The 25,837-nt window shown below is 54.1% G+C and carries 24 protein-coding genes; 18 read left to right on the top strand and 6 right to left on the bottom strand.

Going from position 1 to position 25,837, the window contains the following annotated elements; all coding sequences use genetic code 11:
• Nucleotides 1-60: 60 nt before the first annotated feature.
• From JTP09_RS03790 to JTP09_RS03775, 4 genes are all read left to right on the top strand, one after another.
• Nucleotides 61-1,407: a nitrate/nitrite transporter gene (locus JTP09_RS03790; protein ID WP_204877103.1), complete on the top strand. Its 1,347-nt coding sequence runs from the start codon at nt 61-63 to the stop codon at nt 1,405-1,407.
• A gap of 93 nt (nt 1,408-1,500) precedes the next feature.
• Nucleotides 1,501-1,998 carry a thiol peroxidase gene (tpx, locus tag JTP09_RS03785; protein WP_204877102.1) on the top strand — a complete coding sequence of 166 codons (498 nt, stop codon included), beginning with the start codon at nt 1,501-1,503 and terminating at the stop codon, nt 1,996-1,998.
• Between the two features lie 100 nt (nt 1,999-2,098).
• Complete coding sequence (locus JTP09_RS03780; RefSeq protein WP_204877101.1) at nt 2,099-2,569, top strand: OsmC family protein; 471 nt, start codon at nt 2,099-2,101, stop codon at nt 2,567-2,569.
• A gap of 236 nt (nt 2,570-2,805) precedes the next feature.
• Nucleotides 2,806-4,290, top strand: a complete 1,485-nt coding sequence (locus JTP09_RS03775; protein WP_239478684.1) for an amino acid permease — start codon at nt 2,806-2,808, stop codon at nt 4,288-4,290.
• Nucleotides 4,291-4,370: 80 nt separating this feature from the next.
• On the opposite strand, the gene JTP09_RS10150 is transcribed toward JTP09_RS03775, so the two are convergent.
• Nucleotides 4,371-4,493, bottom strand: a complete 123-nt coding sequence (locus JTP09_RS10150; RefSeq protein ID WP_255521023.1) for a hypothetical protein — start codon at nt 4,491-4,493, stop codon at nt 4,371-4,373.
• 444 nt (nt 4,494-4,937) lie between these two features.
• Nucleotides 4,938-6,275: a DUF2252 domain-containing protein gene (locus JTP09_RS03770; RefSeq protein ID WP_204877100.1), complete on the bottom strand. Its 1,338-nt coding sequence runs from the start codon at nt 6,273-6,275 to the stop codon at nt 4,938-4,940.
• Nucleotides 6,276-6,450: 175 nt separating this feature from the next.
• Here JTP09_RS03770 and JTP09_RS03765 point away from each other — a divergent pair, with 175 nt between their 5' ends.
• The 5 genes from JTP09_RS03765 to JTP09_RS10310 all read left to right on the top strand — a co-directional run bounded on the left by JTP09_RS03765 (nt 6,451) and on the right by JTP09_RS10310 (nt 9,613).
• A complete protein-coding gene (locus JTP09_RS03765) occupies nt 6,451-7,080 on the top strand; it encodes a thymidine kinase (RefSeq protein ID WP_204877099.1) in 630 nt (209 codons plus the stop codon).
• Nucleotides 7,081-7,459: 379 nt separating this feature from the next.
• Nucleotides 7,460-7,780: a hypothetical protein gene (locus tag JTP09_RS03760; RefSeq protein ID WP_204877098.1), complete on the top strand. Its 321-nt coding sequence runs from the start codon at nt 7,460-7,462 to the stop codon at nt 7,778-7,780.
• A gap of 635 nt (nt 7,781-8,415) precedes the next feature.
• On the top strand, nt 8,416-8,574 hold the full coding sequence (locus JTP09_RS10315) for a nucleotidyltransferase family protein (RefSeq protein ID WP_370592488.1): 159 nt from the start codon (nt 8,416-8,418) through the stop codon (nt 8,572-8,574).
• The gene (locus JTP09_RS03750) at nt 8,575-8,745 is read left to right on the top strand and encodes a hypothetical protein (protein WP_204877096.1); all 171 of its coding nucleotides are present in this window, start codon (nt 8,575-8,577) and stop codon (nt 8,743-8,745) included.
• 76 nt (nt 8,746-8,821) lie between these two features.
• Nucleotides 8,822-9,613 carry a transposase family protein gene (locus tag JTP09_RS10310; RefSeq protein ID WP_204877095.1) on the top strand — a complete coding sequence of 264 codons (792 nt, stop codon included), beginning with the start codon at nt 8,822-8,824 and terminating at the stop codon, nt 9,611-9,613.
• Nucleotides 9,614-9,697: 84 nt separating this feature from the next.
• Here the strand turns inward: JTP09_RS10310 and JTP09_RS03740 are convergent, their stop codons facing one another.
• A complete protein-coding gene (locus JTP09_RS03740) occupies nt 9,698-11,917 on the bottom strand; it encodes an NADP-dependent isocitrate dehydrogenase (protein ID WP_204877094.1) in 2,220 nt (739 codons plus the stop codon).
• Between the two features lie 147 nt (nt 11,918-12,064).
• On the opposite strand from JTP09_RS03740, the gene JTP09_RS03735 reads away from it, so the two are divergent.
• From JTP09_RS03735 to JTP09_RS03725, 3 genes are all read left to right on the top strand, one after another.
• Nucleotides 12,065-12,466 carry an NUDIX domain-containing protein gene (locus JTP09_RS03735; protein WP_239478682.1) on the top strand — a complete coding sequence of 134 codons (402 nt, stop codon included), beginning with the start codon at nt 12,065-12,067 and terminating at the stop codon, nt 12,464-12,466.
• A gap of 81 nt (nt 12,467-12,547) precedes the next feature.
• On the top strand, nt 12,548-13,015 hold the full coding sequence (locus tag JTP09_RS03730) for a hypothetical protein (RefSeq protein WP_204877093.1): 468 nt from the start codon (nt 12,548-12,550) through the stop codon (nt 13,013-13,015).
• 97 nt (nt 13,016-13,112) lie between these two features.
• A complete protein-coding gene (locus tag JTP09_RS03725; protein ID WP_204877092.1) occupies nt 13,113-15,098 on the top strand; it encodes a S9 family peptidase in 1,986 nt (661 codons plus the stop codon).
• Between the two features lie 118 nt (nt 15,099-15,216).
• Here JTP09_RS03725 and JTP09_RS03720 read toward each other — a convergent pair whose 3' ends face one another.
• A complete protein-coding gene (locus tag JTP09_RS03720; RefSeq protein WP_204877091.1) occupies nt 15,217-15,648 on the bottom strand; it encodes a hypothetical protein in 432 nt (143 codons plus the stop codon).
• Between the two features lie 417 nt (nt 15,649-16,065).
• On the opposite strand from JTP09_RS03720, the gene JTP09_RS03715 reads away from it, so the two are divergent.
• Nucleotides 16,066-16,725 carry a pyroglutamyl-peptidase I gene (locus tag JTP09_RS03715; RefSeq protein ID WP_204877090.1) on the top strand — a complete coding sequence of 220 codons (660 nt, stop codon included), beginning with the start codon at nt 16,066-16,068 and terminating at the stop codon, nt 16,723-16,725.
• Nucleotides 16,726-16,788: 63 nt separating this feature from the next.
• On the opposite strand, the gene JTP09_RS03710 is transcribed toward JTP09_RS03715, so the two are convergent.
• Together JTP09_RS03710 and pgi are read right to left on the bottom strand one after the other, a co-directional pair.
• Nucleotides 16,789-17,529: a DUF805 domain-containing protein gene (locus tag JTP09_RS03710; RefSeq protein WP_204877089.1), complete on the bottom strand. Its 741-nt coding sequence runs from the start codon at nt 17,527-17,529 to the stop codon at nt 16,789-16,791.
• A 125-nt stretch (nt 17,530-17,654) separates the two neighbouring features.
• Entirely contained in the window at nt 17,655-19,334 is a 1,680-nt protein-coding gene (gene pgi / locus JTP09_RS03705) for a glucose-6-phosphate isomerase (RefSeq protein ID WP_204877088.1), read from the bottom strand.
• Nucleotides 19,335-19,769: 435 nt separating this feature from the next.
• Between pgi and JTP09_RS03700 the strand changes: the two genes are divergently transcribed.
• The 5 genes from JTP09_RS03700 (at nt 19,770) to fdxA (ending at nt 25,821) form a co-directional block, all read left to right on the top strand.
• Nucleotides 19,770-21,701 (top strand): BCCT family transporter, encoded by a 1,932-nt coding sequence (locus JTP09_RS03700; protein WP_204877087.1) that lies wholly within the window; start codon nt 19,770-19,772, stop codon nt 21,699-21,701.
• 251 nt (nt 21,702-21,952) lie between these two features.
• Nucleotides 21,953-23,860, top strand: coding sequence for a translational GTPase TypA (gene typA / locus JTP09_RS03695; RefSeq protein ID WP_204877086.1), 1,908 nt, complete (start codon nt 21,953-21,955; stop codon nt 23,858-23,860).
• 157 nt (nt 23,861-24,017) lie between these two features.
• Entirely contained in the window at nt 24,018-24,899 is an 882-nt protein-coding gene (locus JTP09_RS03690) for a PIG-L family deacetylase (protein WP_370592487.1), read from the top strand.
• A 3-nt stretch (nt 24,900-24,902) separates the two neighbouring features.
• Nucleotides 24,903-25,331, top strand: a complete 429-nt coding sequence (locus tag JTP09_RS03685; RefSeq protein ID WP_204877085.1) for a hypothetical protein — start codon at nt 24,903-24,905, stop codon at nt 25,329-25,331.
• A 166-nt stretch (nt 25,332-25,497) separates the two neighbouring features.
• Nucleotides 25,498-25,821, top strand: a complete 324-nt coding sequence (gene fdxA / locus JTP09_RS03680) for a ferredoxin (RefSeq protein WP_204877084.1) — start codon at nt 25,498-25,500, stop codon at nt 25,819-25,821.
• Nucleotides 25,822-25,837 lie beyond the last annotated feature (16 nt).

The following is a 25,837-nucleotide window of genomic DNA, read 5'->3' as shown; positions in this document are numbered from 1 at the left end:
ATACCGGTGTGGCAGGGACTATGCTTATAAGGGCGAAAAATGGCGAAAGGTCTCATGCAGATGAAGTGGTTGGTTTGGGCAGTTGGCGTACTAGCTTACGTCTTGGCGGTCATCAACAGGTCATCGTTTGCTGCACTCGGCCCGGTGGCTCAGGAGCATTTTGGTGTTGATGCTACCGTTCTTTCGTCTTTTATTACCGCGCAGCTGGTGGTTTATGCGATGGCGCAGATACCCGTGGGCGTTGTGCTTGACCGCTGGGGTGCGCCCGCCCTGGTGACCGCTGGCATGGTGAGTATGAGTATTGGTCAGTTTCTGCTGGGTAATGCAGAGACTGTATGGGGCGCTGTTCTGGCACGTCTGCTGGTGGGTATGGGGGACGCCTGCATTTTCGTTTCGATGATCAGGCTCATCTCTGAGTGGTTCTTGCCCCGCCAGATTCCCGTCGTTAACCAAATTAGCGGCAATATCGGCCAAATGGGTCAGGTTGTTGCGGTCACCCCCCTCGTGGTTTTAGTGCAAACAACCAGCTGGCAAACCGGCTTCACTGTCCTGGCAGCTTTGTGTCTGCTGTGTGCCGTAGCCGCTGTATTCTGCCTGCGCGACAAACCCCAGCAACAAACTATTTTTCAGAAAATTACCCACAAACCCGCGTCCGTATCGAGCAAAAGTTTTCATTCCACCGTTCTCAACGCCCGCCAATCGTCACCCATCACTGAGGCTTTACCCATTATTGGGCCCAACTCATCGGGTATCGCTAAGGCGCTGAAATCGTTGCTCAAACGCCCAGGAATCCGCATGGCTTTCTGGATTCACCTTTCGCTGTGTTTCACTGTTTTTAATTTTACCCTGCTGTGGGGAACCCCTTTTATCACCGGTGGTTTGGGATATACCGAAGCTAACGCTGCCTTTTTGATTACCACCATCATCGTGACCCTGCTCGTTTTTGGTTTCTTTGCCGGCAGCATTCTCAGACGTTTTACCCGCTACCGCGTTCACATTGCAGTCGGTGTGGCAACTATAAACCAAATCTTGTGGGCAATCGTCCTGTTTTTCCCTGGTACACCACCGCTGTGGTTACTTACCGTTCTGGCGGTAGCCTTGGGCACCGGAGGGCCAATCTCAATGGTAGCCTTTGACGTGGTGCGCTCGCACGCTCCTTTGACCCAGCGCGGTGTTGCAACAGCAATAGCGAATATGGGCGGGTACACCGGCACCTTCGTCATGATGTTCGTGGTGGGTCTGCTCCTCGACATTCAGGGTGCAGGTAACCCCGAAAGCTATGCCTTGCAGCCCTTTAAAAATGCCATGATGGCACAGCTTGTTTTCGGTGTTATCAGCATCCTCGTTATCTGCTGGGAATACCCCAAAGCTAAGAGGTACCTCAACAGTAAAGGCGTGTACCTCTAAAGATAGTAGGCGCTATAGGCAGTGTTGGCAGTTTTAGCTTAACCCCCTCGCGTGCGCTTGTGCTTATACCTTGATGGGAGTCACAATAAGAACATGGCTGATATTACTTTTGATGGAACTCCCGTACACACCACCGGCGAACTGCCCGCAGTGGGCTCAACCGCTCCGGCATTTTTGACCGTCAACACTGACCTTGAAGACGTCAGCGCTGAGACCTTCGCCGGTAAAAAGATTGTTCTCAACATCTTTCCGTCTGTTGATACCGGCATCTGCGCCCAGTCGGTACGCCAGTTCAATGAGGAAGCTGCCGGTCTAGAGAACACCGTTGTTGTAAGCATCTCGCAGGATCTGCCCTTTGCGCTGGGTCGTTTCTGCGGTGCTGAGGGCATCGAGAATGTGGTAGCTACTTCAGCTTTCCGTTCGTCCTTCGGTCAAGACTACGGTGTAACCATGACTGACGGGCCGCTCAAAGGTCTGCTGGCGCGTTCGGTGGTTATCATCAACGAGGGTGGCGAAGTAACCTACACCCAGCTTGTTCCCGAAATCAAGACCGAACCGGATTACGAAGCTGCTCTCAAGGCACTGAAATAAATCCGTACCTCTGATGTTTAGCCCCGGTTCCAGAATAACCGGGGCTTACCTATACCCCTCACAGGTGCCCTCAGAACACCAAGGGTAGAAAGAGAAAACCATGGCTGATTCTAACGAAACCTCACCGGCGGAGCGTACCGCTGACCCCAACTACCGTTCTGTCACTGTTGAGCGTGTTGGTCTCAAGCACTACCGTGCAAGGGGAGCTAACGGAGCTACCCTCGATTTTGGTCAGGGTGAGGGTCTGCTGACCCCCGTAGAACTGCTGCTTGCAGCTGTTGCCGGATGCTCATCGGTAGACGTGGACATAGTGACCTCCCGTAAAGCAGAACCCGAGAATTTCTCGGTGCAGTCCTCAGCGCTGCGCGTTGAAGAGGAGGGCGCGGTTCGCCTTGACGATGTTGAGGTCAGCTTCAAGGTCACCTTCCCTGCCACCGACGAGGGAGCTAAAGCTCAGAGTATGGTAGATCGTCTTATCAAACTTTCGGCAGAGAAAGACTGCACTGTTTCTCGCACCGTTGAGCACGCTACCCGGGTAGAGTTCATCAACGAAAACCCCACCAGGGGGTAGCTTCTACCGGGCACCACAACCTCACCTGCGGGTTGTCATTTCATGGGGGGGCGGACGCATCTGCCCCCCCCTGCGTGCCCACAGCGGGTTGATGCCAGCCACATTTGTACAATAAATCTCAAAAGTAGCTATTGAATGTACCACCCCGGTGGTAGTCTAAAGAGCAGCTTAGGGGGCATAAGTAAAACTTATGAAGCTCTCTTTATTCCTTTCACAGCAAATGGACGTAACTTTCTATGGCATCTCATTCAGCGCCAGTGGAGACACCATCGGTCACCACTGACGACAAAAACCTCAAGCGCGGTCTGGCAAACCGCCACCTGCAAATGATTGCAATCGGTGGCGCTATTGGCACCGGGCTCTTCGTGGCATCCGGCTCAACCATCGCTACCGCTGGCCCTGGCGGTGCCCTCCTCGCCTATGGTTTGATCGGCATCATGGTACTGCTACTCATGCAGTCACTGGGTGAAATGGCAGCGCACCTGCCTATTTCTGGTTCTTTCCAGGCGTACGCAACCCGCTACGTCTCACCCTCCTTCGGTTTCGCCATGGGCTGGAACTATTGGTTTAACTGGGCGATTACCCTTGCCGCTGAGCTCGTTGCTGCCGGCATCATCATGGCATTCTGGTTCCCCAACGTGCCCGGATGGATCTGGGCGGGCGTATTCCTCGTTGTTCTCACCGCACTGAACGCCCTGAGCGCTCGCGCCTACGGTGAGGGCGAGTTCTGGCTGGCAACCATCAAGGTTGTTACCGTCATCGTCTTCTTGATTGCTGGTGTCGCCATGATTTTTGGTATCTTTGGTGGTCACGGTGAGGGTTTTGCTCACTGGAGTGAGGGAGATGCTCCCTTTGTAGGCGGCTGGCTTTCCATTATCTCTATCTTCATGGTGGCTGGCTTCTCCTTCCAAGGCACTGAAATGATTGGTGTTGCTGCGGGTGAAGCTGAGAACCCTCGTCGTGATGTGCCTAAGGCTATCAAGAGCGTGTTCTGGCGCATCATGCTGTTTTACATCGGTGCTATCTTCATCATCGGTACCCTCGTGGTCTACACCGACCCTAACCTCTTGCGATCGGACGCCACCGATATCGCTTACTCACCCTTCACGATGGTGTTTGAGCGTGCAGGTCTTGCGTTTGCTGCTGGTTTGATGAACACCGTTATTCTGACCGCGATTCTCTCAGCCGGTAACTCGGGTCTCTACGTTTCATCACGTATGCTCTACGGTCTGGCGAAAGAGGGGCAGGCGCCCAAGATTTTCGCTCGCGTGAACAAGGCGGGTGTGCCCATTCCTGCGTTGCTCATGACCGCAGCTATCGGTCTGTTTGGTTTCTTGACCGCCATCGTTGGTACTGGCTCTGCCTATACCTGGCTTATTAATATCTCCGGTCTTTCGGGCTTCATTGTCTGGGTGGGCGTTGCGATCTGCCACTACCGTTTCCGCCGTGCTTACGTTGCGCAGGGCAATGATGTGAAGGACCTTCCTTACAAGGCACCCCTGTTCCCGCTGGGACCGCTGGTTGCTTTGTTCATGTGCGTCATTGTTATTCTCGGTCAGAACTACGAGGCTGTGTTTGCCGGACGCGGCGCTGAGGTTCTGAGCGCGTACATCGGCTTGCCCATCTTTATCGCTGTGTGGCTGATTCACAAGGCAGTAACCAAGTCTAAGACTGTTCCCCTGGACCAGATGGACGTCACCGGCTTGGATCTCACCAAGTAGGCAACACCAGCCTTACACTCAAAAGGTCTCACCTATCCTGCCCAGAGTTTTCTGTGGGGAATAGGTGAGACCTTTTGGTTTTACCCCGTAGGGCTGTTTTTGCGCTTCATCTCGATGTCAGTATCGTAGGCGTGCTCAGTGAGAGTCTCACCCGCACCGTCGTAAATATTGATGACTTTTTCGATATACTGAGAGTTTTTCAACGCGAGCTTAGGAATTATCGGCACCCGCTTCAAAGGTTTTTACCACCAAAACAGTGGAGAAAAAGGAAAGCATGAGAAACCCAGCAACGCCGCTTCTGTCAGACTCAGCATGCCGGTAGCGGTCAGTCCCACCGCGGCTAGCATCATCATCAAATCTGCGCCCAAGAGAGTGTGTTGTTACAAGGTGCGTGCTGGCGGTAAATCAGACCTCTTTACGCAGCCGTAGACGGATATCGAATTTCAGACCGATAGTGAAGAGCATGAGTGTGATACCCGAATCACCCAGCTCGGTGATAACACCCCAGCTCTTCATAACCGATAAAGTTCATAATCAGCCCGCCGACCAAAAACCTAACAGGGGAGTAAGACTCATCTTTTTGCCAGCAAACCGCACAGTACCGGCATCACCAAATAGGGAATGTAATGCGATATATTTATACCCTTTTACAGACCGTACTGAACGGGAACAATGCCTTTCTCGGCGGCGTATTTGAGGTCTTCGAAGTCAGCGGTACACTGTTTCGCGTAACCTTGGGACCACTGCGCCAGCGCCATATCGAGTGGCTTACCGCCCTCGGCAAAAATCGCGATATCGCCAATGCGATGCGACTGGGCATGGGCGCGTGCCAGCAAGGACGCGCAGAGCTTCGCGGTTGTTTTCAGCCCGTCAGCATCGAGGGCAGCTAGGTTGATGGAACCCTTCATATCACGGAACTGGCGAATGTAGTAATCGCGCGGTAAACCATCATGCCCAGGAATACGGTCAACCCAACCCAAGAACATATCAGATTGCGCTTGCAAAACTTTCTGCGATGCCACTACCCGGTAGCCGTTACCGCGAATCTCGCGTCCACCCGGAATATGCGCCTGCGCACCCTGCCTGCCGTAGCTGTAAAGCACCGATGTCTGCGCCTCTTTGATCTGCAAAAACAGGGGAGCGCGGTTAATATCTTCAAGCAAGGAAATGTAGCAGCGAGTGCCCACAGAACCAACACCTACCACACGCAGCACCTGATCTATCTCGGTGAAACTCTGCAAAAGATAACGAATTTCGCTGGACGCGCTGTTCACATACTGACTCCACAGTTGCTCCCTCACCTCATTGGGCAGGGCATCTGAGTGCATGGTCAGCGGCGGCTGATCCACAATGCGGTGGCTACCGTTCTCTTCTTTCACCGCGAACTTCGCCAGCGCCTGCGCTGAGTTACGGGTACGCGCCTTATTCGTGACCTTCTCAAACTGCTTGCGCGCTTTACCCTGATCCATCGCGTCCACAATGCTGTCGGCATTCACCGAATAGTAGAAGCGGTCAAGCGTGCTGAGCTCCAGCATTTGAAGTAGCGTCTCGCGGTAGTACTTGGAGGTCTTGCGGGTAATCTCGAACGCCGTAGACTTGCTCTCTTTATTATCAATGGCCGCCAAATAAACGGACGCCATCAGCCGCTTGAGATCCCACTCCCACGGTCCGTAACCCGCTTCATCAAAATCATTGAGGTCAAAGAGTAGCTTGCGCTCGGGGGAAGCATAAAAACCAAAGTTCGAAATATGCGCGTCCCCGCAAATGAGCATACTGACGTTCGAGGTGGGCACCGTCGAAAGATCAGCAGCCATCGTTCCGGCAGTACCGCGATAATACGCAAAAGGAGATTCCAACATGCGCCCCATACGCACCGGCACCAAATGCGCCAGGCGGGTCTGGTTCTGTTCCAACAAGATATCAAGCGGAGCGCGCTCGCGTTTTACTGGCTCTGAGAGGGCAGCAATATCGGATTTAGAAAGCACAGTGAACGCCTTTCGCACAGGGTAATGAGGGGGTACTTCTAGCCTATCTGCTGGGAGCATTCAGCGGTTAACCGGCACTGAAAATGTGACGGATGCACAGTGTTGGGCAGGCGCGTGTGGGCTAGAATTGGTGAGGTTTTTTATTTGGGTCAGCGCGGTGAAGGCGGGGCAAACAGTGGCTAAGTTATATTTTCGGTACGGTGCGATGAATTCGGGTAAATCTACCGCGCTGTTGCAGGCTGCTTACAACTATGAGGAGCGCGGTCAGCGGGTGTTGCTGGCTAAACCCCGCGTAGATACTAAGGGCGATACCGAGATTGTTTCGCGTCTGGGCGTGACCCGCCAGGCTGATTTTTTGATTGGCTCTGGCGATAGTGCATTGGAGCTTTTCCACGAGGCTGCTGAGCAGGCAGAGCACGAACACGCTGATGAACGCATGCACTGGCATCTACCTGTCTCTTGTCTGCTGGTTGATGAGGCGCAGTTTCTGACTGTTGAGCAGATTGATGATTTGATGCGTATTGCGGTCACTGAGAACATTCCGGTGATGGCGTACGGTATTCGCACTGACTTTAGAACCCACGCTTTTCCCGGTTCGGCACGCCTGCTCGAAATTGCCCACACGCTAGAGGAACTGAAGACTATTTGCCGGTGCGGACGCAAGGCGATGTTTAACGGTCGCACTGTAAACGGGGTCTTTATCTTTGAGGGCAGCCAGGTGGCAATCGACGGGGTACACGTGGGTTACGAGTCACTGTGCGCGTCCTGCTATCTCGAAGAATCGGGTGGAAAGCTGAGCCAGTAGCGCTAGGGCAGTACACCCGGTCTCTTAACTGGATGGGCGGACGCGCACTGCCGCTGGCGCGGTCAAATAGAAGAACCGCCCGGTGGTTTAAGGCGTCCACATTACTACCTACATTTAGTGAGGTCTAAGAGCCCTGCCACGGCCGCCCATGTGCTCTGCTTAAAGAGGCAGTACCGTTATCAAAGTGAACTCTCATAGTGCTGTTGACATGGTCTCTTGATTTTCCGCAGCAAGTATTTTGGCATGGGTTACGGTGTGTCAATGGCAAGAAGAGCCGCCAGATTGTGTGTCTGGTGTGCGAGGCTTTTGAAATATACGGGGATGATTCTCAAGTAAAAAGTGTGGTCTCTAACGCTAACCATTACTTTTTGAGGTAACCATGAAACCCCTTGCAGCCCCTTCGCTGGCTCTATTGAGCATCGCTGTTCTGGCTGGTCACGGCTCTAACGATACCGCTGAGTCAGCAGTAACTGACGCCAGCTCGGTAGTAAGTTCAGCTGCTGCTATGCCTTCAACTGAGGCTTCAATGGAGTCATCAGCATCCGCTTCAGCATCAGAATCCAGCGATTCAGCAGTTGAGTCTGTTGTTCCTGCCGGCGATGACAAGGGCTTCTCACTGATTACCGTCTCAAGCGCAACCACCGAAGGCAACAAAGCAGTCGTGGACGCAATCACTCAGCCAGTGACCGACGCTGAATAAGCTTCACAGCTTCTAGCAGCTCTTTCGGTTTGAAAGAGCTAGCTGATAACAAAAATACCCGCACGGCTGAGAGGTTGTGTGGGTATTTTTGTGCTTAACCCTTGAGGACGCGAGGCTGGTGCTACTACGTCTCTTATGGGACTTTCTACAATCCAGCGCGAGAGAGATAATCTTTCATGCCGGGAACGGTGAAAGCGATTTTTCCGTAGGCGGGGGAGTAGATGAGACCCATTTTCAATGAGGGAGCTGCGCAGGATGCTAGTACCCGAAGCGGGCTTCTTTAACTGGGTTGCGATGTTCTCGGTTGCTACGGGCGAGCCCATGCGCAACTATGCCAGCACCGGGGCAGGATAGGGTTTGAGCTACCAATCGATCGAGCATTTACTTCTAAAAACTTATAGTGAGTTCTAAAAATAATTATAGAACTGGCTAGAACTTTTTAGAACCTCTGGGGCAAGGGTAAGGACTACGGTCTCCTGCGCCACTTTGTTCTTACCAAGCGGCAGGGCAACAGGCCGTGTTCAGCTGTGAGAGGGGGCAGCTCGTTAGCTTGGCGACACATGATGGGGCTGAGCGCTACCTAGTAGACCTGTTGGTTGGGTATCTGGTCTTGTAGCATATGAGATATAAGCTTAATGACCTCAGAATCCAAGGTTCTGATGGATAAAGTACTGGAACATAAAACCGAGCTCCAGGCTGTGTTTGACCATTATGATGCCCATGATCTGCGGGTTTTTGGATCGGTTGCCAGGGGAGACGCTGGTAGCGAGAGCGACATCGATTTTATGGTGTAGTTGCGTAACCCGGAGCACCGGTTTTTGATGCGTATGGGTGGTATCAATGAGCTGTTCCGTCAGATTCTCGGAGTTGATGTGGATGTTGTTGTTCCTGAGATTCTTTGTGAGAAAGTCTCGCAAACTGAGGCTTATTCAAAAGTAAGGAACCACCCCGCACCCACCAACTAGACAACGACCCCACCAGCGGCAAAAAATTGAGGATAAATCACTACAAATATTCTCAAAGCCACACCGGAAAAGACCGTTGCCCAACCAGCGTACAACAGGACTAACCAGCCAGCAATTCGCCACACTACTAACAAACCTCAGCCACCATCTCACCTGGGGCAAACCAGGCGGTAGACCGCCAGCGCTCACCCTAGCCCAAGGACTCAAAGCCACCTTACTCTATCACCGCCACAACCTCACCGAAGAGCTCTTAGCAGACCTCTTCGGCACCTCTGAGCCAACGATATCGCGGGGCATCAACACCATCGAACACGCCTTAGAGAAAATCCTCTCTCCACTGAATCGACCTTTGAGAGAAAGTCTAAAAGTCCCTGGCTCATTGGTGGTTGATGGGACACTCATACCCATCTGGAACTGGCGTTCATTAGGTACAACAAATTTCTCAGGCAAGCACAAAAAGGCTGGTTTTAATCATCAGGTTATCTGCACGCTTGACGGTAAACTCTTAGCGATGACAGACCCGTTACCTGGGGCTAGGCATGATGCATATTGCTTCAAGGAGCACGGGTTGAATCGGTTCCTAGATTCTTCGACTTTGGCTGATAAGGGCTATATCGGGCTAGGGCTGGTGACACCGAACAAGAGGCCTGCTGGTGAGAAACTAGGCAGGAATCGTAAGGCAGTGAATCGTCAGATCAATAGGTTGCGTTCGGTCGTTGAGCAAGTCATTGCAAATGTTAAGGCCTGGCGTGTTTTGCACACTGGGTTCAGGCGGCCGTTGGGGTCTTACCGGCGGGTGTTTTCTTCTGGTGCGGGGGTTGGTGTTTTTTTGCGGCTGGGGAGACTTTTGAATAAGCCTCTAGATTAGTGGGCCCCCACGCTCCTCGCGTGAAGGCCCAGCCACTCTTATATTTTATTCAGTTATTGAAAGCGCTTTTTGCAAGCTTCTCGCTTACTTCAAGCCCTCCACGATCTCATTTAGCGTCTTTGACGGGCGCATCGCGTCGTCTGCCTTCTCTGTGTTGGGCTGGTAGTAGCCGCCAAGATCTACGGGCTTGCCCTGAACCTCAAGTAGCTCAGCTACGATCTGCTCTTCTTTCTCACCCATAGCTCTAGCCACGGGAGCGAACTTAGCCGCCAGATCTGCGTCCGCAGTCTGCTGAGCCAGCTCTTCAGCCCAGAACTTCGCCAGGTAGAAGTGCGAACCGCGGTTATCCAGCTCACCGGTCTTACGTGACGGGGACTTGTTCTCGTTCAAGAAAGTACCGGTTGCCGCGTCCAGAGTGTCCGCCAGAACCTGAGCCGCAGCGTTGTCGTAGTTCTTCGCCAAGTGCTCGAACGACGCAGCAATCGCTAAGAACTCACCCAGTGAATCCCAACGCAGGTGGTTTTCCTCCACCAGCTGCTGAACGTGCTTGGGTGCAGAACCGCCCGCACCGGTCTCAAACAGGCCACCACCATTAATCAAAGGAACGATAGAGAGCATCTTCGCTGAAGTGCCCAGCTCCAGAATCGGGAAGAGGTCGGTGTTGTAATCACGCAGAACGTTACCGGTCACCGAAATGGTGTCCTCGCCCTTGCGGATGCGGTCAATCGAAACCTGGGTAGCTTCCTCAGGGGAGAGGATGCGAATATCCAAGCCCTCGGTATCATGCTGGGGCAGGTACTCGTTCACCTTCTTAATCAGGCTAGCGTCGTGGGCGCGCTTTTCATCCAGCCAGAAAATAGTGGGAGTCTTCGAATCACGTGCACGGGTAACAGCCAACTTGACCCAGTCCTGAACGGGGACGTCCTTGGTCTGGCACGCACGCCAGATGTCACCGGCTGAGACTTCGTGTTCAATCAGCACGTCACCGGCGGAGTTCACAACCTGAACCTTGCCATCAGTGGCAATTTCAAAGGTCTTATCGTGTGAACCGTACTCTTCAGCCTTCTGAGCCATCAAACCAACGTTGGGCACAGTACCCATAGTGGTCGGGTCAAAAGCGCCGTTGACTTTGCAGTCCTCAATCACTACCTGGTAAACACCAGCGTATGAAGAATCGGGGATAACCGCCAGGGTGTCCTGCTCTTCATCGTTCTTGTTCCACATATGACCGGAGGTACGAATCATCGCGGGCATGGACGCATCCACAATAACGTCTGAGGGAACGTGCAGGTTGGTGATGCCCTTAGCAGAGTTCACCATTGCCAAATCGGGGCCCTCGTCAAGACCCTTTTCAATCAGAGCGCGAACATCGTCCTGAATGTCAGCGGGCAGTTCACCAATGCCGTCGATGATAGCTGCCAGACCGTTATTGCCGTTCAAACCAGCTTCTTCAAGAGCTGCGCCGTGCTTGGCGAAAAGCTCTGAGAAGTAAGCGCGTACTACGTGACCGAAAATGATGGGGTCAGAAACCTTCATCATGGTTGCTTTCAGATGTACTGAGAACAGTACGCCCTCTTCCTTGGCGCGCTTGATCTGCTCAGCCAAGAAAGCATCAAGCTTTGCCGCGTCAATGAAGGTACCGTCGATGATTTCACCCTTAAGAACAGGCAGGGATTCCTTGAGGATGGTCTCTGCGCCGTTTGCTGCAAGGTGCTTGATCACCAGGGTGTCGTCCTGCTCAAGAATGACTGACTTCTCGTTAGCCTTGAAATCGTCAATGCCCATGGTCGCTACATTGGTCTTTGAATCAGCTGACCAAGCACCCATCTTGTGGGGGTTCTTGCGGGCGTAGTTCTTCACCGATAGGGGAGCACGGCGGTCTGAGTTACCCTCACGCAGAACAGGGTTCACCGCTGAACCCTTAACCTTGTCGTAACGTGCGCGGATCTCCTTGTCTTCATCGGTTTCGATGTCATCGGGGTAATCCGGCAGGTCGTAACCCTTTGCCTGCAGCTCCTTCACGGCAGCCTTGAGCTGCGGAACTGACGCCGAAATGTTGGGCAACTTAATGATGTTAGCTTCGGGCTTCTTCGCCAGCTCGCCCAGCTCAGCCAGCGCGTCCGGCTGGCGCTGCTCTTCGGTGAGATGCTCAGGGAACTGCGCAATAATACGACCAGCCAACGAAATATCGCGAGTTTCGATAGCAACACCTGCGCTGGTTGCAAAAGCCTCAAGAATGGGCTTGAACGAGTAGGTAGCGAGCAGGGGTGCTTCGTCGGTGTGGGTGTAAATGATCTTTGCCATGTAGGGGCCTCTCCCTTGAAGATTACGGGCAGTGTCGTCTCTTACATTACTCTATGTGCCTGTGCTCACTACAAAATGAGTTGTGAATTTTTCGTAATTTTTTTGATCCATAAACCCTTGACTGGGTGGTGGCGTAAACTGGCGTGCATGAAAATTATTACGGTCAGCGCGGTGGTGATAGTGCGTGAGGACGGTTGGGTTCTTACCGTTCGTAAAAACGGCACCACAGGTTTTATGATGCCCGGTGGCAAGCCTGAGACAGGTGAGGACGCGCGTACCTGCGCCCTGCGCGAGGTGAGGGAAGAACTGGGGTTGGTTTTAGAAAGTCATCAGTTGGCAGACCTGGGTGTTTTTGAAGCGCGAGCCTTGAATGAGCCTGACATGACGGTGCGTGCCCATGTATTTACCGTGCGAGGTCTTACCCCCGGCGTCCTAGATACTGTGCAGGCGGCGGCTGAGATTGCTGAACTCAAATGGGTGAACCCTGCAACGGAGCGCGAGAACCAGGCTGATTTGAACCTTTCGCATATTTTCCCTGCCCTGGTCTAGGGAAGTCTGCGCGTGGGCTTCATCAATGAGTCTCCAAAGAATTGCTTTAGGAGCAAAGTAATTTTTGTGAAGAAACCTACCGTGGAAGGAAAGCCCACGACAACTGCATCCCACCAAGACCGACTGCCCGATGCTCTCGACATAGGAGCCGTTCGCCTGCGCGTTCGCAACATGAAAACCGTGTACAAGTTTTACACCCGCGGTGTGGGGCTGCACGAGATCCTTTACGACGGCAAAGATATCTGGCTGGGTCTGGGTAACAAATTCTTAAACTACAATCCGCGCCTGCGTCAGCCGGCGCGCACAGAAGCGGGACTCTTCCACGTAGCTGACACTCCGCACAATGTAGCGCTGTCTTTAGCGAGCCCCCTGTCACGCCACCAAGACCGCTACGTAGGTTTGGGCGATCACCTTGTCTCAGAAGCCTTCTACTTGGCTACCCCCCCCCGAAGGCAAGGGCGTAGGACTCTACCGCGACTGCCTTATTTTTGCGGGTATCGAATCCAGACGGGAGAACGCGTCCTTGAGTTTCAACGCCCCCCGGAATAACCGGCTGAAAGTCAGTGGTAAGTAGCCGTTTACCTAGGTTTGGGGATGGAGAGCGACAACCTGCCCCACATCATATGAGCTGGCTTATGCTGGGTCTATGACTGACTACCTAGACCACCTCATCACCGCACCGCGTACCGGTGCGCTCACTACCAACCGGGCAGGCGACGCTATGATGAGCGTCAGCACCCTGAACAAAGAGGGTAAAAAGTACCGCACCCAGATTTTTGCTATCGCGCAGGCGGGTACCGAACTCACCAAACCTGTAGCGCTCACCACCATTGAGAGCAACGCGAAGCTGCTGGCGCTTGCCGAGAACGGCGACCTCTACCTCACCCTTGACAAAGATATTGATGAAGCCGAATCGAAGAGCCTGAAAGGCATCTGGAAGTTGGGCAAGCGCGGCGAACCGCAGCTGGTTTTCAGTTACCCCGGTGGTATTAGCAACCTTCAGGTGCGCGACACCGCAGCGGGCAGACGGCTTATCTTCACTGCCCAGCATATTGCAGATTCACTCCAGGATCAGGCGCAACTTCTCGATGCCCGCGAGAAAAATGGTGCCAGCGCGGTACTCTACGATTCTTTTCCCACGCGTTTTTGGGATCACGATTTAGGGTTGGGCACCAAGACACTCTACCTCATGGACGAAGGCTCTGAACCCCGCCGCCTTTCCCTGCCCACCGGCGTCCTTGAAGGGTATGAAGTATCACCGGATAGCACCCGTGCCCTGGTCACCCTACAGACAAAAGTGCGCGGTATTCACCCGCGATCTAGTGTTTATCTCATTGATTTAGAGCAGGACGCGCCCGCCCAGCTCATTGCCGAGGGCGAAGACCGGGCAGTCTACAGTGCTGGGGCATTTAGCCCCGACGGTTCGCGTGCTTTCATCTACCGCACTGAAATCTGGTTGCCGGGTCAAAGCCTCGACCTACAACTTTTCAGTTACACCTTCGCTACCGGTGCCCTAACACGGCAGGGCGCTGATGTTGATCGTTGGCCCAGCGACGCGCTATGGCTTGACGATCAGCGTTTTGCCTTCGCTACCGATCACCTGGGCGCGGGAGCAATTTTTGTGGGGACTCTTGATGGCGAAACCCGTCAGCTGATAGAAACTGGTACCACTCACTACTCCTCACTGGGCGCTGGCAACGGGCAACTGATCGCCCTGCGTGACTCCATTCTGCACTCGCCGGAACCTGTGACTATCAACCCCGAAACCGCAGAAGAAACTTTACTGCCCACCCCAGTGAAAACCCTGCGAGGTGCCGGAAAGCTCGAAAAAATCAAGACAGTTGCCGAAGACGGCACCACCGTCACCGCCTGGCTAGCACTACCCGAAACAGCTGAACATAAGCTACCTCTGGTGACCTTCGCCCACGGCGGCCCCTGGGGCTCGTGGAACTCTTGGACCTACCGCTGGAACCCCTGGGTACTTACCCAAGCAGGTTACGCCGTGCTTCTACCCGACCCCGCAATTTCCCTCGGCTACGGACGCGCCATGCTCGATCGCGGCGGGGACACCATCGGCGACACCCCCTACACCGACATCATGGCTCTCATTGAAGTCGCCAGCGCCCGCACCGACATCGACGGTGACAACGCTGCCTTCATGGGAGGCTCCTACGGTGGCTACATGACCAATTGGGTAGCAGGGCACGCAGGCACCCGCTTCAAGTGCTACGTCACCCACGCGTCCTTATTCAACATGCAAAGCATGTACTTCACTACCGATAACGGCACGTGGCACGAATGGATGTACGAGCCTGAAAACGGTCAACGCAACTCCTACTCACCGCACGAGCACATCGAGAACGTGCAGGCACCGGTGCTCGTGATTCACGGCGACAAGGACTACCGCGTACCCATCGGGGAGGGGCTGGCGCTATGGGCTGCGCTCAACCGCCACAGCTCCCACCTCGGGCACAAATACCTCTACTACCCCGATGAGGGGCACTGGATCCTCAAGCCCGAAAACTCCCGACTCTGGTACCAGACCGTGCGCGCATGGCTTGATACCCACCTTTTAGGCCGCGCCTTTGAAACGCCCAAGAACCTGGGATACACCGCACGTAGCGGCGAATGATTCCCTGTAGAGTTCTACCGCGCATCTTATAAAAGCAGGCGCTCGTTGGCTTCCATTATTCGACGGAAGTCAGCGAGCGCCTGATGCTCTTCTGGAGTATTTCACCGTGGCATCTTAGCTAACGGGCGGCTCTGTAGTTGCGGTACCTTGCAATGACTGAGCCGAGCGGTCCGAGATTCGCCATGACCCACAGGCAGTCCACCATAAAAACCAGCATGTAGAGGGTGCGGGTCAGTGATGAAGCGGTTCCTGCATCCACCAGCGCTCGCGTGTACCCGGTAGCCCCGAACAGAATGGCGGTTACTGCTACTAACCACACCAGTGCCCAGAGGAGTTCTGAGGTGCTTGAAGTGCCGGTGCGTAACCAGTATTGGGCGTAGAAACGATGAAGCGCGGTGGTGAAGGACGCGTTATGGACAGCGACAGCGGGGCTTCGGGTTTCTTGCTCGGCTTCGAACTCGTCGTGAAAACCGCCCTCGCTAAGTGCCTCCGGGGTGTCTTCAAGGTACAGGGGTTGGCTGGTTCCGGGGTTATGGGTAGGTCTGCTCACCTCACCATTGTCTCAGACCGCGGCAGGTAGGGAAACCGCGCTGCGTCCTGAAAGGCTGACAAACCCGGTTACCGGGGGATTGCTAACCGTGTGCCGATACAGAGACAGCAGGCGGTTGGGACATGATGGTAATCATGGGGTTCTTTGTGGTGTGAATGGTTCTTACGCTGTGGTGCGTAGTGGTTCAATGCACAGAATACTAACAAGCCGCGCTACCAAAAAACGTGTACCGACAACCTGTGGATAACTTTTATAGCCCCCGTAAAGATCCTAGTCAGCCACTTGTGAATGGAAATAGAGTCAAAAGATTACCAGCTTCACATTCAGCCATATTTTTCGGTGTTAACCCGCCCGCGGACCTTCGGGCTAAGCTAGTAAACAGTCCACCCCTGCAAAGAAAGTCAGAGGAAGTTTCTCATGTCTACCGCGCTCATCACCTACTTTGGTGCCTTCGAAGGTGTCGCCGAGAACCCCACCCAGCAGGTTGCAGAATACGCTCGTGCCCACCTTGAACAAACGCGTCCGCACCTTAACCTGGTACTTGCCGAGCTGCCGGTCGCCTTCGATACCTCAGCCAATGAGTTACGACAGCTCATCAAAGCCCACAAACCTGATGCTGTGATTGCCACGGGTGTTGCCGTGGGACGAGACAAAATCAGCCTTGAGCGCATCGCCATTAACTGCGATGACGCGCGCATCGCCGACAATGCAGGAGACCAGCGCCAAGATACCCCCATCATTGGTGGGGCTCCAGCGGCATACTTCAGCACCCTGCCCTACCGCGCTATCTTTTCAGAGCTGGGTAATACTTACCCCCTCGAAATCTCAAACACAGCAGGTACCTACGTCTGCAACCACGTCTTTTTTCACCTGATGCACACCCTAGCCGATACGGGTATTCCCGCCGGTTTCATCCATATACCGGCTATCGGTAACAGCTTAATACCCCAAACCCTCACCGCCCACCAAGATACCGGGGGAGTAGAGGGAAAAACAGTTCCGATGCTACCTCTTGAAACTGTTGGGGTCGCGCTCAGCCGCGCAGTAGAACTAACGTTAGACCCGATAGCTTCTTAAAACAGTTAAAGCACAAAAATGCCCTGCACTGTTACCAGCGCAGGGCATTTTCAAACCTAAAGGTTAGGGGCGGTCAATGTCCTTGGGCTTGTCGTACTGATAACCCTCAACTTTTGAGGGGAAGATCGACATCACGAAAGGTACGATTGAAAGACCCACGAAGCTGAGCAGGTAGAGCCAACCTGGGAAACCCGCATCTTGCAGGCGACGGAAGCCCAGACCCAGAATCATGACAGAGAAAATCAGCGCAACAAGGAGAAGTGCTGTGTAGAAACCAAAACCTGTCAGCATAGCAACAACGCCGGCGTCGGTCAGCTCACCGGATGAATCTGAGGTAGGTATCCCGGCAACGAAAGTTGCCACAGAACCGATGAGCAGTAGCATCAGCACAAGACCCATGCTTAACTGAACCCACCAATACTCTGAGCGGCTGGCACGGCCCGAAAAATGGAACATGTACTTAAACCAGTTTTTGTGTGCCTGCCCGAAGCCCACATGGGGGCGAGGCTTAGAAACATAACCAGCATTGCCGTACCCGGCAACACCGTAACCCGGTGTACTGTAGCCGCTATTGTAAGCGCCCTGTCCGTAGGGGTACTGACCACTGTAGGGCGATGGCTGGCTGTCTGCGCCCGGGGCAACGTACGAATTCTGTACTGATTCAGTACGGTTGCCGCTTGGATCGTAGCTACCAGCGCTGTGGCTGCCGGTAGAAGATGACGGGTTTGACGATTCGGCTGACCCGCTGGCAGTTTCAGCTGGTTCTTGTGGAATACGGGGTTCGTAGGGGCTCTGCGAGGTCATTGATCCTTCCTCCAAGCTAGGGAAAATTTGTCCCTCACTATTTTACAGAGGTCTTTGCGGGGCACGAAAAAGGTGGCTGCCGCCCTGTGAGCGACAACCACCTTTAGTTAACCTTTTGCTAGAGACTAGCTACGGTTTTCTAGGTAGAAATCTACCAGACCCTGGGTTGATGAATCCTGCTGTGCCAGCACCTCGCGGTCACCTGCTACAGCCGGTGCAATTTCAAGGGCGAGCTTCTTACCCAGCTCAACACCCCACTGGTCGAAGGAATCGATACCCCAGACAACCCCCTGAACGAAGGTGATGTGCTCGTAGAGGGCAATCAGCTGACCCAAGACGGACGGGGTCAACTTTGACGCCATGATAGAGGTGGTGGGGCGGTTGCCAGTGAAGACGCGAGCGGGCACAATCTGCTCGGCGGTGCCTTCTGCGCGTACTTCGTCGGCGGTCTTGCCGAATGCCAGTGCCTGAGTCTGCGCGAAGAAGTTTGCCAGGAAGAGTTCGTGAACGTCCTGCTCGCCGTCCTTCGCCGGGTGTACGGGGTTCGCGAAAGCGATGAAGTCGGCAGGGATTAGGCGGGTGCCCTGGTGAATGAGCTGGTAGAAGGCATGCTGACCGTTGGTACCGGGTTCGCCCCAGAACACTTCACCTGTCTCGCAGGTGACGGGGCTGCCGTCCATACGAACGCCCTTACCGTTGGACTCCATCGTGAGCTGCTGCAGGTAGGCAGGGAAGCGGTGTAGATACTGGTCGTAGGGCAGTACGGCGTGGGTGTGAGCACCCAGGAAGTTGACATTCCAAATGTTCAGCATACCCATGAGGGCAGGAACATTCTGGGAGAACTCAGTGGTGCGAAAATGCTCATCAATGGCGTGGAAACCTGCGAGGAAATCTTCAAAGACCTGCTGACCGAAAACGATAACCAGTGAGGTGCCGATTGCTGAATCAACGGAGTAGCGGCCGCCCACCCAGTTCCAGAAGCCAAAAGCGTTCTCGGGATCGATGCCGAATTCTGCAACCTTATCAAGGGCAGTAGAAACAGCGACGAAGTGCTTGGCAACGGCTTCAGTCTCTTCCTTACCCTCCAAAGCGTCAGCATCACGCAGCGCGTCCAGCAACCATTCGCGGGCAACGCGCGCGTTGGTGAGGGTCTCCAAGGTACCGAAAGTCTTGGAAGCAACAATGAAGAGGGTGGTCTCGGGGTCAAGATCAGCGACGGTTTCAGCAACATCGGTGGGATCGATATTTGAAATGAAGCGGGCGCTTAGACCCTCCTGCTTGTAGGGCTTGAGCGCCTCGTAGACCATGACGGGCCCCAAGTCTGAGCCGCCGATACCGATGTTGACGATGGTTTCAATCTTTTTGCCGGTGATGCCTACCCACTCGCCGGTGCGTACGCGCTCTGCAAAAGCATAGATTTTGTTGAGCACGGTATGAACGTCTTTATCAACGTTCTGACCATCAACAACGAGCTCGGGGGTCTTGGCTTCGGGGCGACGCAGCGCAGTGTGCAGTACAGCGCGGTCTTCGGTGATATTGATGTGCTCACCGGTGAACATCGCTTCGGTGTAGCCCGTAAGGTTGACGGCTTCCGCGAGCTTGCCCAGCAGCTCAACAGTTTCATCGGTGATGAGGTTCTTTGAAAGATCAACGTAGAGGTCGCCTGCGCGGTGGGTGTTCTTGGACGCGCGCTGCGGGTCGTTAGCGAACCATTCGCGAAGGTCGGGGGCCAGTGAATCGTGGTGGTCTGCAAGTGCCTTCCACTCTGAGGTGGTGGTTGCATCTGTTAGCTGTGAAAAGTCCATACTTCCATTTTGAACCCTCACCTCATGAAAGAACTACCCCAAAGGGCAGAAACAGGCGCAAAACCTAAGAATTTTCCCTCACAAACCCATAAGCTCACAAAAATGTGGAGACTACCGTCACGTATAGGGTGGGGAAACGGAGCGAAATAGACCACTCTTTTTCTCATGCCACTGCCTAACTATTGCCTTATCAAGGGGCTTACCGTGATGAATCATGTATTGCTAACCGGTGTACCACTGTAGAAATGAGAGCGACGGTTAGATAAGGTAGAGGTACTGTTCCCTTTGAAAATTGAAATAAATTCAAAGGGATTTTTCGTGTGCCCCCGTTGTGAAGCTGCGGTGTGGTCCCGCGTCGATGGCCGGATAAACCTGCTTTCGGTGCTCGCGAGGCTAAGACGAAAAGACACATACGAAATATACAAGGAGATATAAATGACGCGTACAGTCAAAACGCCGCCTGGGGATCTAGCCCCCAACGGTTTGACCCGCGAAATGATGGAGAAAGTCGAATCTGGCGTTCTCGCTAAGCGAGTCTTCTGGCCCGCAACCATCATCATGGTCGCATTCATCGGCTGGGTACTGGCAATGCCCGACACCGCTCAAGAGATCTTCTCGGATCTCCAGAGCACCGTAATCGGTTACTTCGGTTGGTACTACGTAGCCCTTGTGGCATTCTTTGTGGTTTTCGCTCTCTACGTTGGTTTCTCCCGCTTGGGCGACGTGAAAATCGGTAGTGACGACGATGAACCTGATTTTAGCTTTCTGACCTGGCTTTCCTTCCTGTTCGCAGCAGGTATGGGTATTGGTCTGGTGTTCTACGGTGCTTCAGAGCCCCTCATGCACTACGTCAGCCCGCGTCCTGGCGTTGGCGGTAATGAAGCTCAGGTAGCTCAGGCAGCAATGAGCCAGTCCTTCTTGCACTGGGGTCTGCACCCCTGGGCAATCTATGTGATTGTTGGTCTTGCACTGGCATACGCTACCCACCGTCAGGGGTTGCCCCTTTCTATCCGCTACGCGCTCAAGCCTATTTTCGGCAAGCGCATTGAAGGCGGCTGGGGCGATGTAATCGACGTCATCGCTCTGGTAGGTACTCTCTTTGGTGTTGCAACCTCCATGGGTCTAGGCGTGATGCAGATTGCAGCTGGTCTGGGCTACATGAACATCGATGCCAACACCCAGCTGGGCTACGTTGCGATTATTGCTGTGCTAACCGTCGTTACTCTCATTTCAGTGGTGACCGGTCTTGAAAAAGGCATGAAGATCCTCTCTAACGGCAACCTGATACTGGCAGCGGTTGTCTGCATCTTTGTTTTGCTGGTTGGTCCCACCCTCTTCATCTTCCGCGAGTTTGTTGCTGCTATCGGTGCGTACTTGCAGAACTTCATCTCGCTGACCTTCAACACTCTGGCACTCTACGGCGATGAGGGTCAGCAGTTCCAGGCTGCATGGACCACCTTCTACTGGGGCTGGTGGATTTCATGGTCGCCCTTCGTTGGTATGTTCATCGCCCGCGTCTCTAAGGGACGCACCGTGCGTGAATTCGTGCTGGGCGTTCTGCTGGCACCCTCACTGATCTCATTCTTCTGGTTCACCGTCATGGGCGGTTCAGCTCTGTATCGCCAGCTCTTTCAGGGCGGCGGTCTGCTGGAAGAGGACGGCTCAGCTGTTGCAGAAAACATCCTCTTCCGTATGCTGGAGGGCATGCCCGCAAGTAGCGCCCTGATCATCGGTGCTGTACTGCTGATTATCATTTTCTTCGTGACCTCAGCTGACTCCGGTGCCCTGGTTCTGGGTATGATTTCAACCCACGGCTCACCCGAACCCAAGACCTGGATTCGCGTGTTCTGGACTATGGTTGCTGGTCTTGCCGCTGTTGGTTTGCTTGTTGCAGGTGGTACTGACTCACTGACTACGATTCAGACTGTCGCGATTCTCACCGCGCTGCCTTTCTCAGCCGTGATTCTGCTGATGTGCGCGTCCTTGGCTAAAACCCTGCGTCACGAACACAATCTCATTGTTCGTGCCCAGCGCCGCCAGACCCGCCGTGAAATTGAACGTGCGATCTCAGACCGCGTTGCCGATAACATCGATGAGATGGTGGCTTCAGAAGTGAAGACCAGTGTGTCAAAGGTTGTGGACGCGCGTGTTGAAGCGGCTGTCGATGCTGCCGTGGCAGACGCCGTGGCTGATGTTGATGCCCGCTTGGATAAGGTCGTCAACCAGGTTGATTTGCACAACGTTGCTATCGAGCAGATGACTGACACTCAGGCGCAACGCTTGCTGACTGCTGATGAAATCGCAGCTGACCAGGCTGCGAAGACTCAGAAGGATTCGAAGTTCCGCGCCCCCTGGAAGAAAAACTAAGCTTTTTACTTCCTAAAAATACACCGGCTGAGGGCGAGCCTACTGCTGTCATAAGCATTAGGTTCACCCTCAGCCGGTGTTGTTTTAAAAGGTGTAGCTCACCACACCTGCGGTATTTGTGGTGTACCTGATAGCTAGAAATCCCAGCCCAGTGGGTATGATATACCTAAAGCCTGCGGTTCTACGTGCCCAAAATCTTTGGCATGCCGCAAGCATCTTATATTTCCTAGAATAAAGCGAGACCCTAACGCATGTCTGAAAATACCGCATCACGTAGCGATCTACGCAACGTGGCTATTGTTGCCCACGTTGACCACGGTAAGACCACCATTGTTGACGCGATGCTCAAGCAGACCCACGCATTTTCATCCCACGCAGACGTAGAAGACCGCGTCATGGATTCCGGTGACCTTGAAAAAGAAAAAGGCATCACCATCTTGGCAAAGAACACCACCGTGTTCTACGACGGTCCCAGCACTAACGGCGAGCCGATCACCATTAACGTTATTGACACCCCCGGCCACGCTGACTTCGGTGGCGAGGTAGAGCGCGGTCTGTCAATGGTTGACGGTGTTGTACTGCTCGTGGATGCCTCTGAAGGCCCCCTGCCTCAGACCCGCTTCGTGCTGCGTAAGGCACTTGCCGCTAAACTTCCCGTGATTGTTGTGGTGAACAAGGTTGATCGCCCCGACGCACGTATCGACGAAGTGATCGGCGAAACTATGGACCTTCTGCTGGGTCTGGCATCAGACTTGGCTGACGAGGTACCCGATCTTGACGAAGAGTCACTGTTGAACGTCCCCGTTGTCTTTGCCTCGGGTAAGGCTGGCGCTGCGTCCTTGAACCAGCCCGCTGACGGTTCGCTGCCCGATAACGATGACCTTGAGCCTCTGTTTAAGACCATCATTGAGCGCGTTCCTGCCCCCACCTACAACCCCGATGAGGTTTTGCAGGCGCACGTCACCAACCTTGATTCTTCACCCTTCTTGGGTCGCCTGGCGCTGTTGCGTATTTTCAACGGCACCCTGCGCAAGGGGCAAACCGTAGCGTGGGTACGCCATGACGGTCAGACCAAGAGCGTTCGTATCTCTGAACTGCTTGCTACCAAGGCGCTTGACCGCGTGCCCGCTGAATCAGCTGGTCCCGGTGAAATCGTTGCGGTTGCAGGCATTGAAGACATCACCATTGGTGAAACCCTCACCGATCTTGAGAACCCCAAACCCCTGCCCCTCATCAAGGTTGATGATCCCGCGATCTCCATGACTATCGGTATTAATACCTCACCCTTGGCAGGTAAGGTCAAGGGCGCTAAGGTAACCGCCCGTCAGGTCAAGGATCGCCTTGATAAAGAACTGATTGGTAACGTCTCCATTAAGGTTCTGCCCACCCAGCGTCCTGATGCATGGGAAGTTCAGGGTCGTGGCGAGCTGGCACTGGCTATTCTTGTTGAGCAGATGCGCCGCGAAGGTTTTGAGCTGACCGTGGGTAAGCCCCAGGTTGTCACCAAGACTATCGACGGCAAGGTTCACGAGCCTATGGAACACATGATTATTGATGTTCCCGAAGAGTACTTGGGTGCAGTTACCCAGCTCATGGCAGCTCGTAAGGGTCGCATGGAGAACATGGCGAACAACGGCACCGGCTGGGTTCGCATGGAATTTGCTGTTCCGGCACGTGGTCTGATTGGCTTCCGCACCCAGTTCCTCACTGAAACCCGTGGCGCGGGTATCTCCAGCTCCTACGCAACCGGTTACGAGCCCTGGTTCGGAGACATCGAGTACCGCACCAACGGCTCAATGGTTGCTGACCGCCCCGGTGTTGTTACCCCCTACGCGATGATTAACCTGCAGGAGCGTGGCTCATTCTTCGTAGAACCCACCACCGAGGTTTATGAAGGCATGATCGTTGGCGAGAACTCCCGTGCAGATGACATGGAAGTAAACATCACCAAGGAAAAGAAGCTGACCAACATGCGTTCGGCATCTGCCGACAACTTCGAGAACCTGACCCCGCCGCGCAAACTGACCCTTGAAGAGTCACTTGAATTCGCTCGTGAAGACGAATGCGTTGAGGTTACTCCCGAGGCAATCCGCATTCGCAAGGTAACCCTGGACGCCAACGAGCGCGTCCGCGAGTACCGTCGCCGCGCACGCGCCTAAGGTCTAAACGCTTAGTGGGAACTTTCAGCAATGAGGGTTCCCACTTTTCGTTAACCGTTGAGTGCGTACAGCTCTGAAACAAGATGCTGACTGCTGAGCGCGGGCAGAGCCTATAAAATGGCGGAAGAGCAAAAACCTTTGTTGAGAGAAGAGACCCGTGAAGACAACACCGCTGGGTGAGAACACTGAGGTTCCCTACTACCCTGAGCAGGGCACGCAGGTGAGCGATGATGCCGTGTACTCCTTACTGCCCGAGGGGCTGAATAGTGAGGACGCACGGGTGCTTTTTGTGCATGCCCACCCCGATGACGAATCCACCTCTACCGGTGCGACCATGGGACACCTAGCTGCTGCTGGCGCGCAGGTGAGTTTGCTGACGGCTACACGCGGTGAGATGGGCGAGGTCATTCCCGAAGACCTCAAACACCTTGAAACGTGGCATCCCGGCACTACTGACCGCGGGGTGGGGCTAGGGCGCGTCCGCGAACAAGAACTAACAGAGGCACTTGAAGTGCTGGGCGTGAAGCATCACGAGTATTTGGGGCAGGGGAGCGCACATGTTGAGGGGGCTCCTGAGCTTTACCGCGATTCGGGTATGGCATGGGGCGCTGATGGGCGAGCCATCGCTAACCCTGACGCCGCCGATGACTGCCTGACTAAACTCTCAGCTGAGGCGCAGGCGCAGGCAGTAGCCCAGCATATTCGTACCCTCGAACCGCAAGTGGTAGTGACCTACGATAACGGTGGCGGCTACGGGCACCCCGACCACGTACGAACCCACGAAATCGTGGTGCGTGCGTTTGAGCTCTTGGGGGCGGACGCTCCCGCCCTACTCTGGGGGTTAGAAGGAGACTTCGATGCCCAAGACGCCCGTGTTCAGGCTGTTATTCGCGGAGATCACTCCCGCAAGCGTGAGGCGATGCGTGCCCACGCTACGCAGGTCATTATTATCTCTGACGATATTTTTGAATTCTCCAACCGGGTGCCGCAGAAGATCTCTGCCACCGAAACATACCGCCTGCTGGCGGGAAAGGGGTAGCGGATGCGACCTCATGAGCTTTCACCGGGTACAACCACTAGCGCTATCACTGCCACTGCACTAGGTCTTATCGTTGCCCTGGCAGGTACCATGTGGCACGGTTTTATCTACTATTTCTCTGCTAGCGTTTACCTGCCCTGGGGCGCTGTGCTTGCCCTGATTCTGACGTTTGCTGCTACCATTTGGTTGGTCTCACATACCCGCAGAGCCTGGACGGGTGGGGTGATGGGTTTCACCCTCTTTCTCGCCCTTATGTATATGGCGTTCGGACGCGCATCCGAGGGATCGATGCTGGTATTTATGAATACTGAGTACGCACCGGGGGTTGCCGGCACGCTGTGGAGTATGGGCTCTTTAGTGTCTGTGGCAGCCGGAATTCTTGTTGCCGGTTTTGTAGGCGCGCGTTCCACAAGCGAGTCTGCCCGGCGCTAAAAGTTTCTGTATCAAGAACATGATGTATTGTCTGCCACTAAAATCTGTGCAAACTGGTTGAGCGGTTTAGACTGTAAAAGAAAATATCTGCATACCAGCGGTACCTCCGTCAGCAATTACCGACGCATCCGAGGTTCACCCGTTGTTGAAGAAGAAAGGCCGCGGCATGACTTACATTATTGCCCAACCCTGTGTTGATGTGAAAGATAGGGCATGCGTTGATGAGTGCCCTGTTGACTGCATCTACGAGGGTGAACGTTCCTTGTATATTCACCCCGATGAATGTGTTGACTGCGGTGCCTGCGAGCCCGTGTGCCCTGTAGAAGCTATCTACTACGAAGACGATGTACCCGAAGAATGGGCTGATTACTACAACGCCAACGTTGACTTCTTCGATGATTTGGGTTCACCCGGTGGAGCTGCGCGTTTGGGCAAGATAGAGAAGGATCACCCCATGATTGCTGCTTTGCCCCCGCAGAATCAGGACTAATATTTTTTTCAGCGTT

The organism is Rothia sp. ZJ1223 (assembly GCF_016900985.1).
In the GTDB taxonomy this organism is placed as follows: Bacteria; Actinomycetota; Actinomycetes; order Actinomycetales; family Micrococcaceae; genus Rothia.
This window is presented reverse-complemented; position numbering and strand designations above follow the sequence as displayed.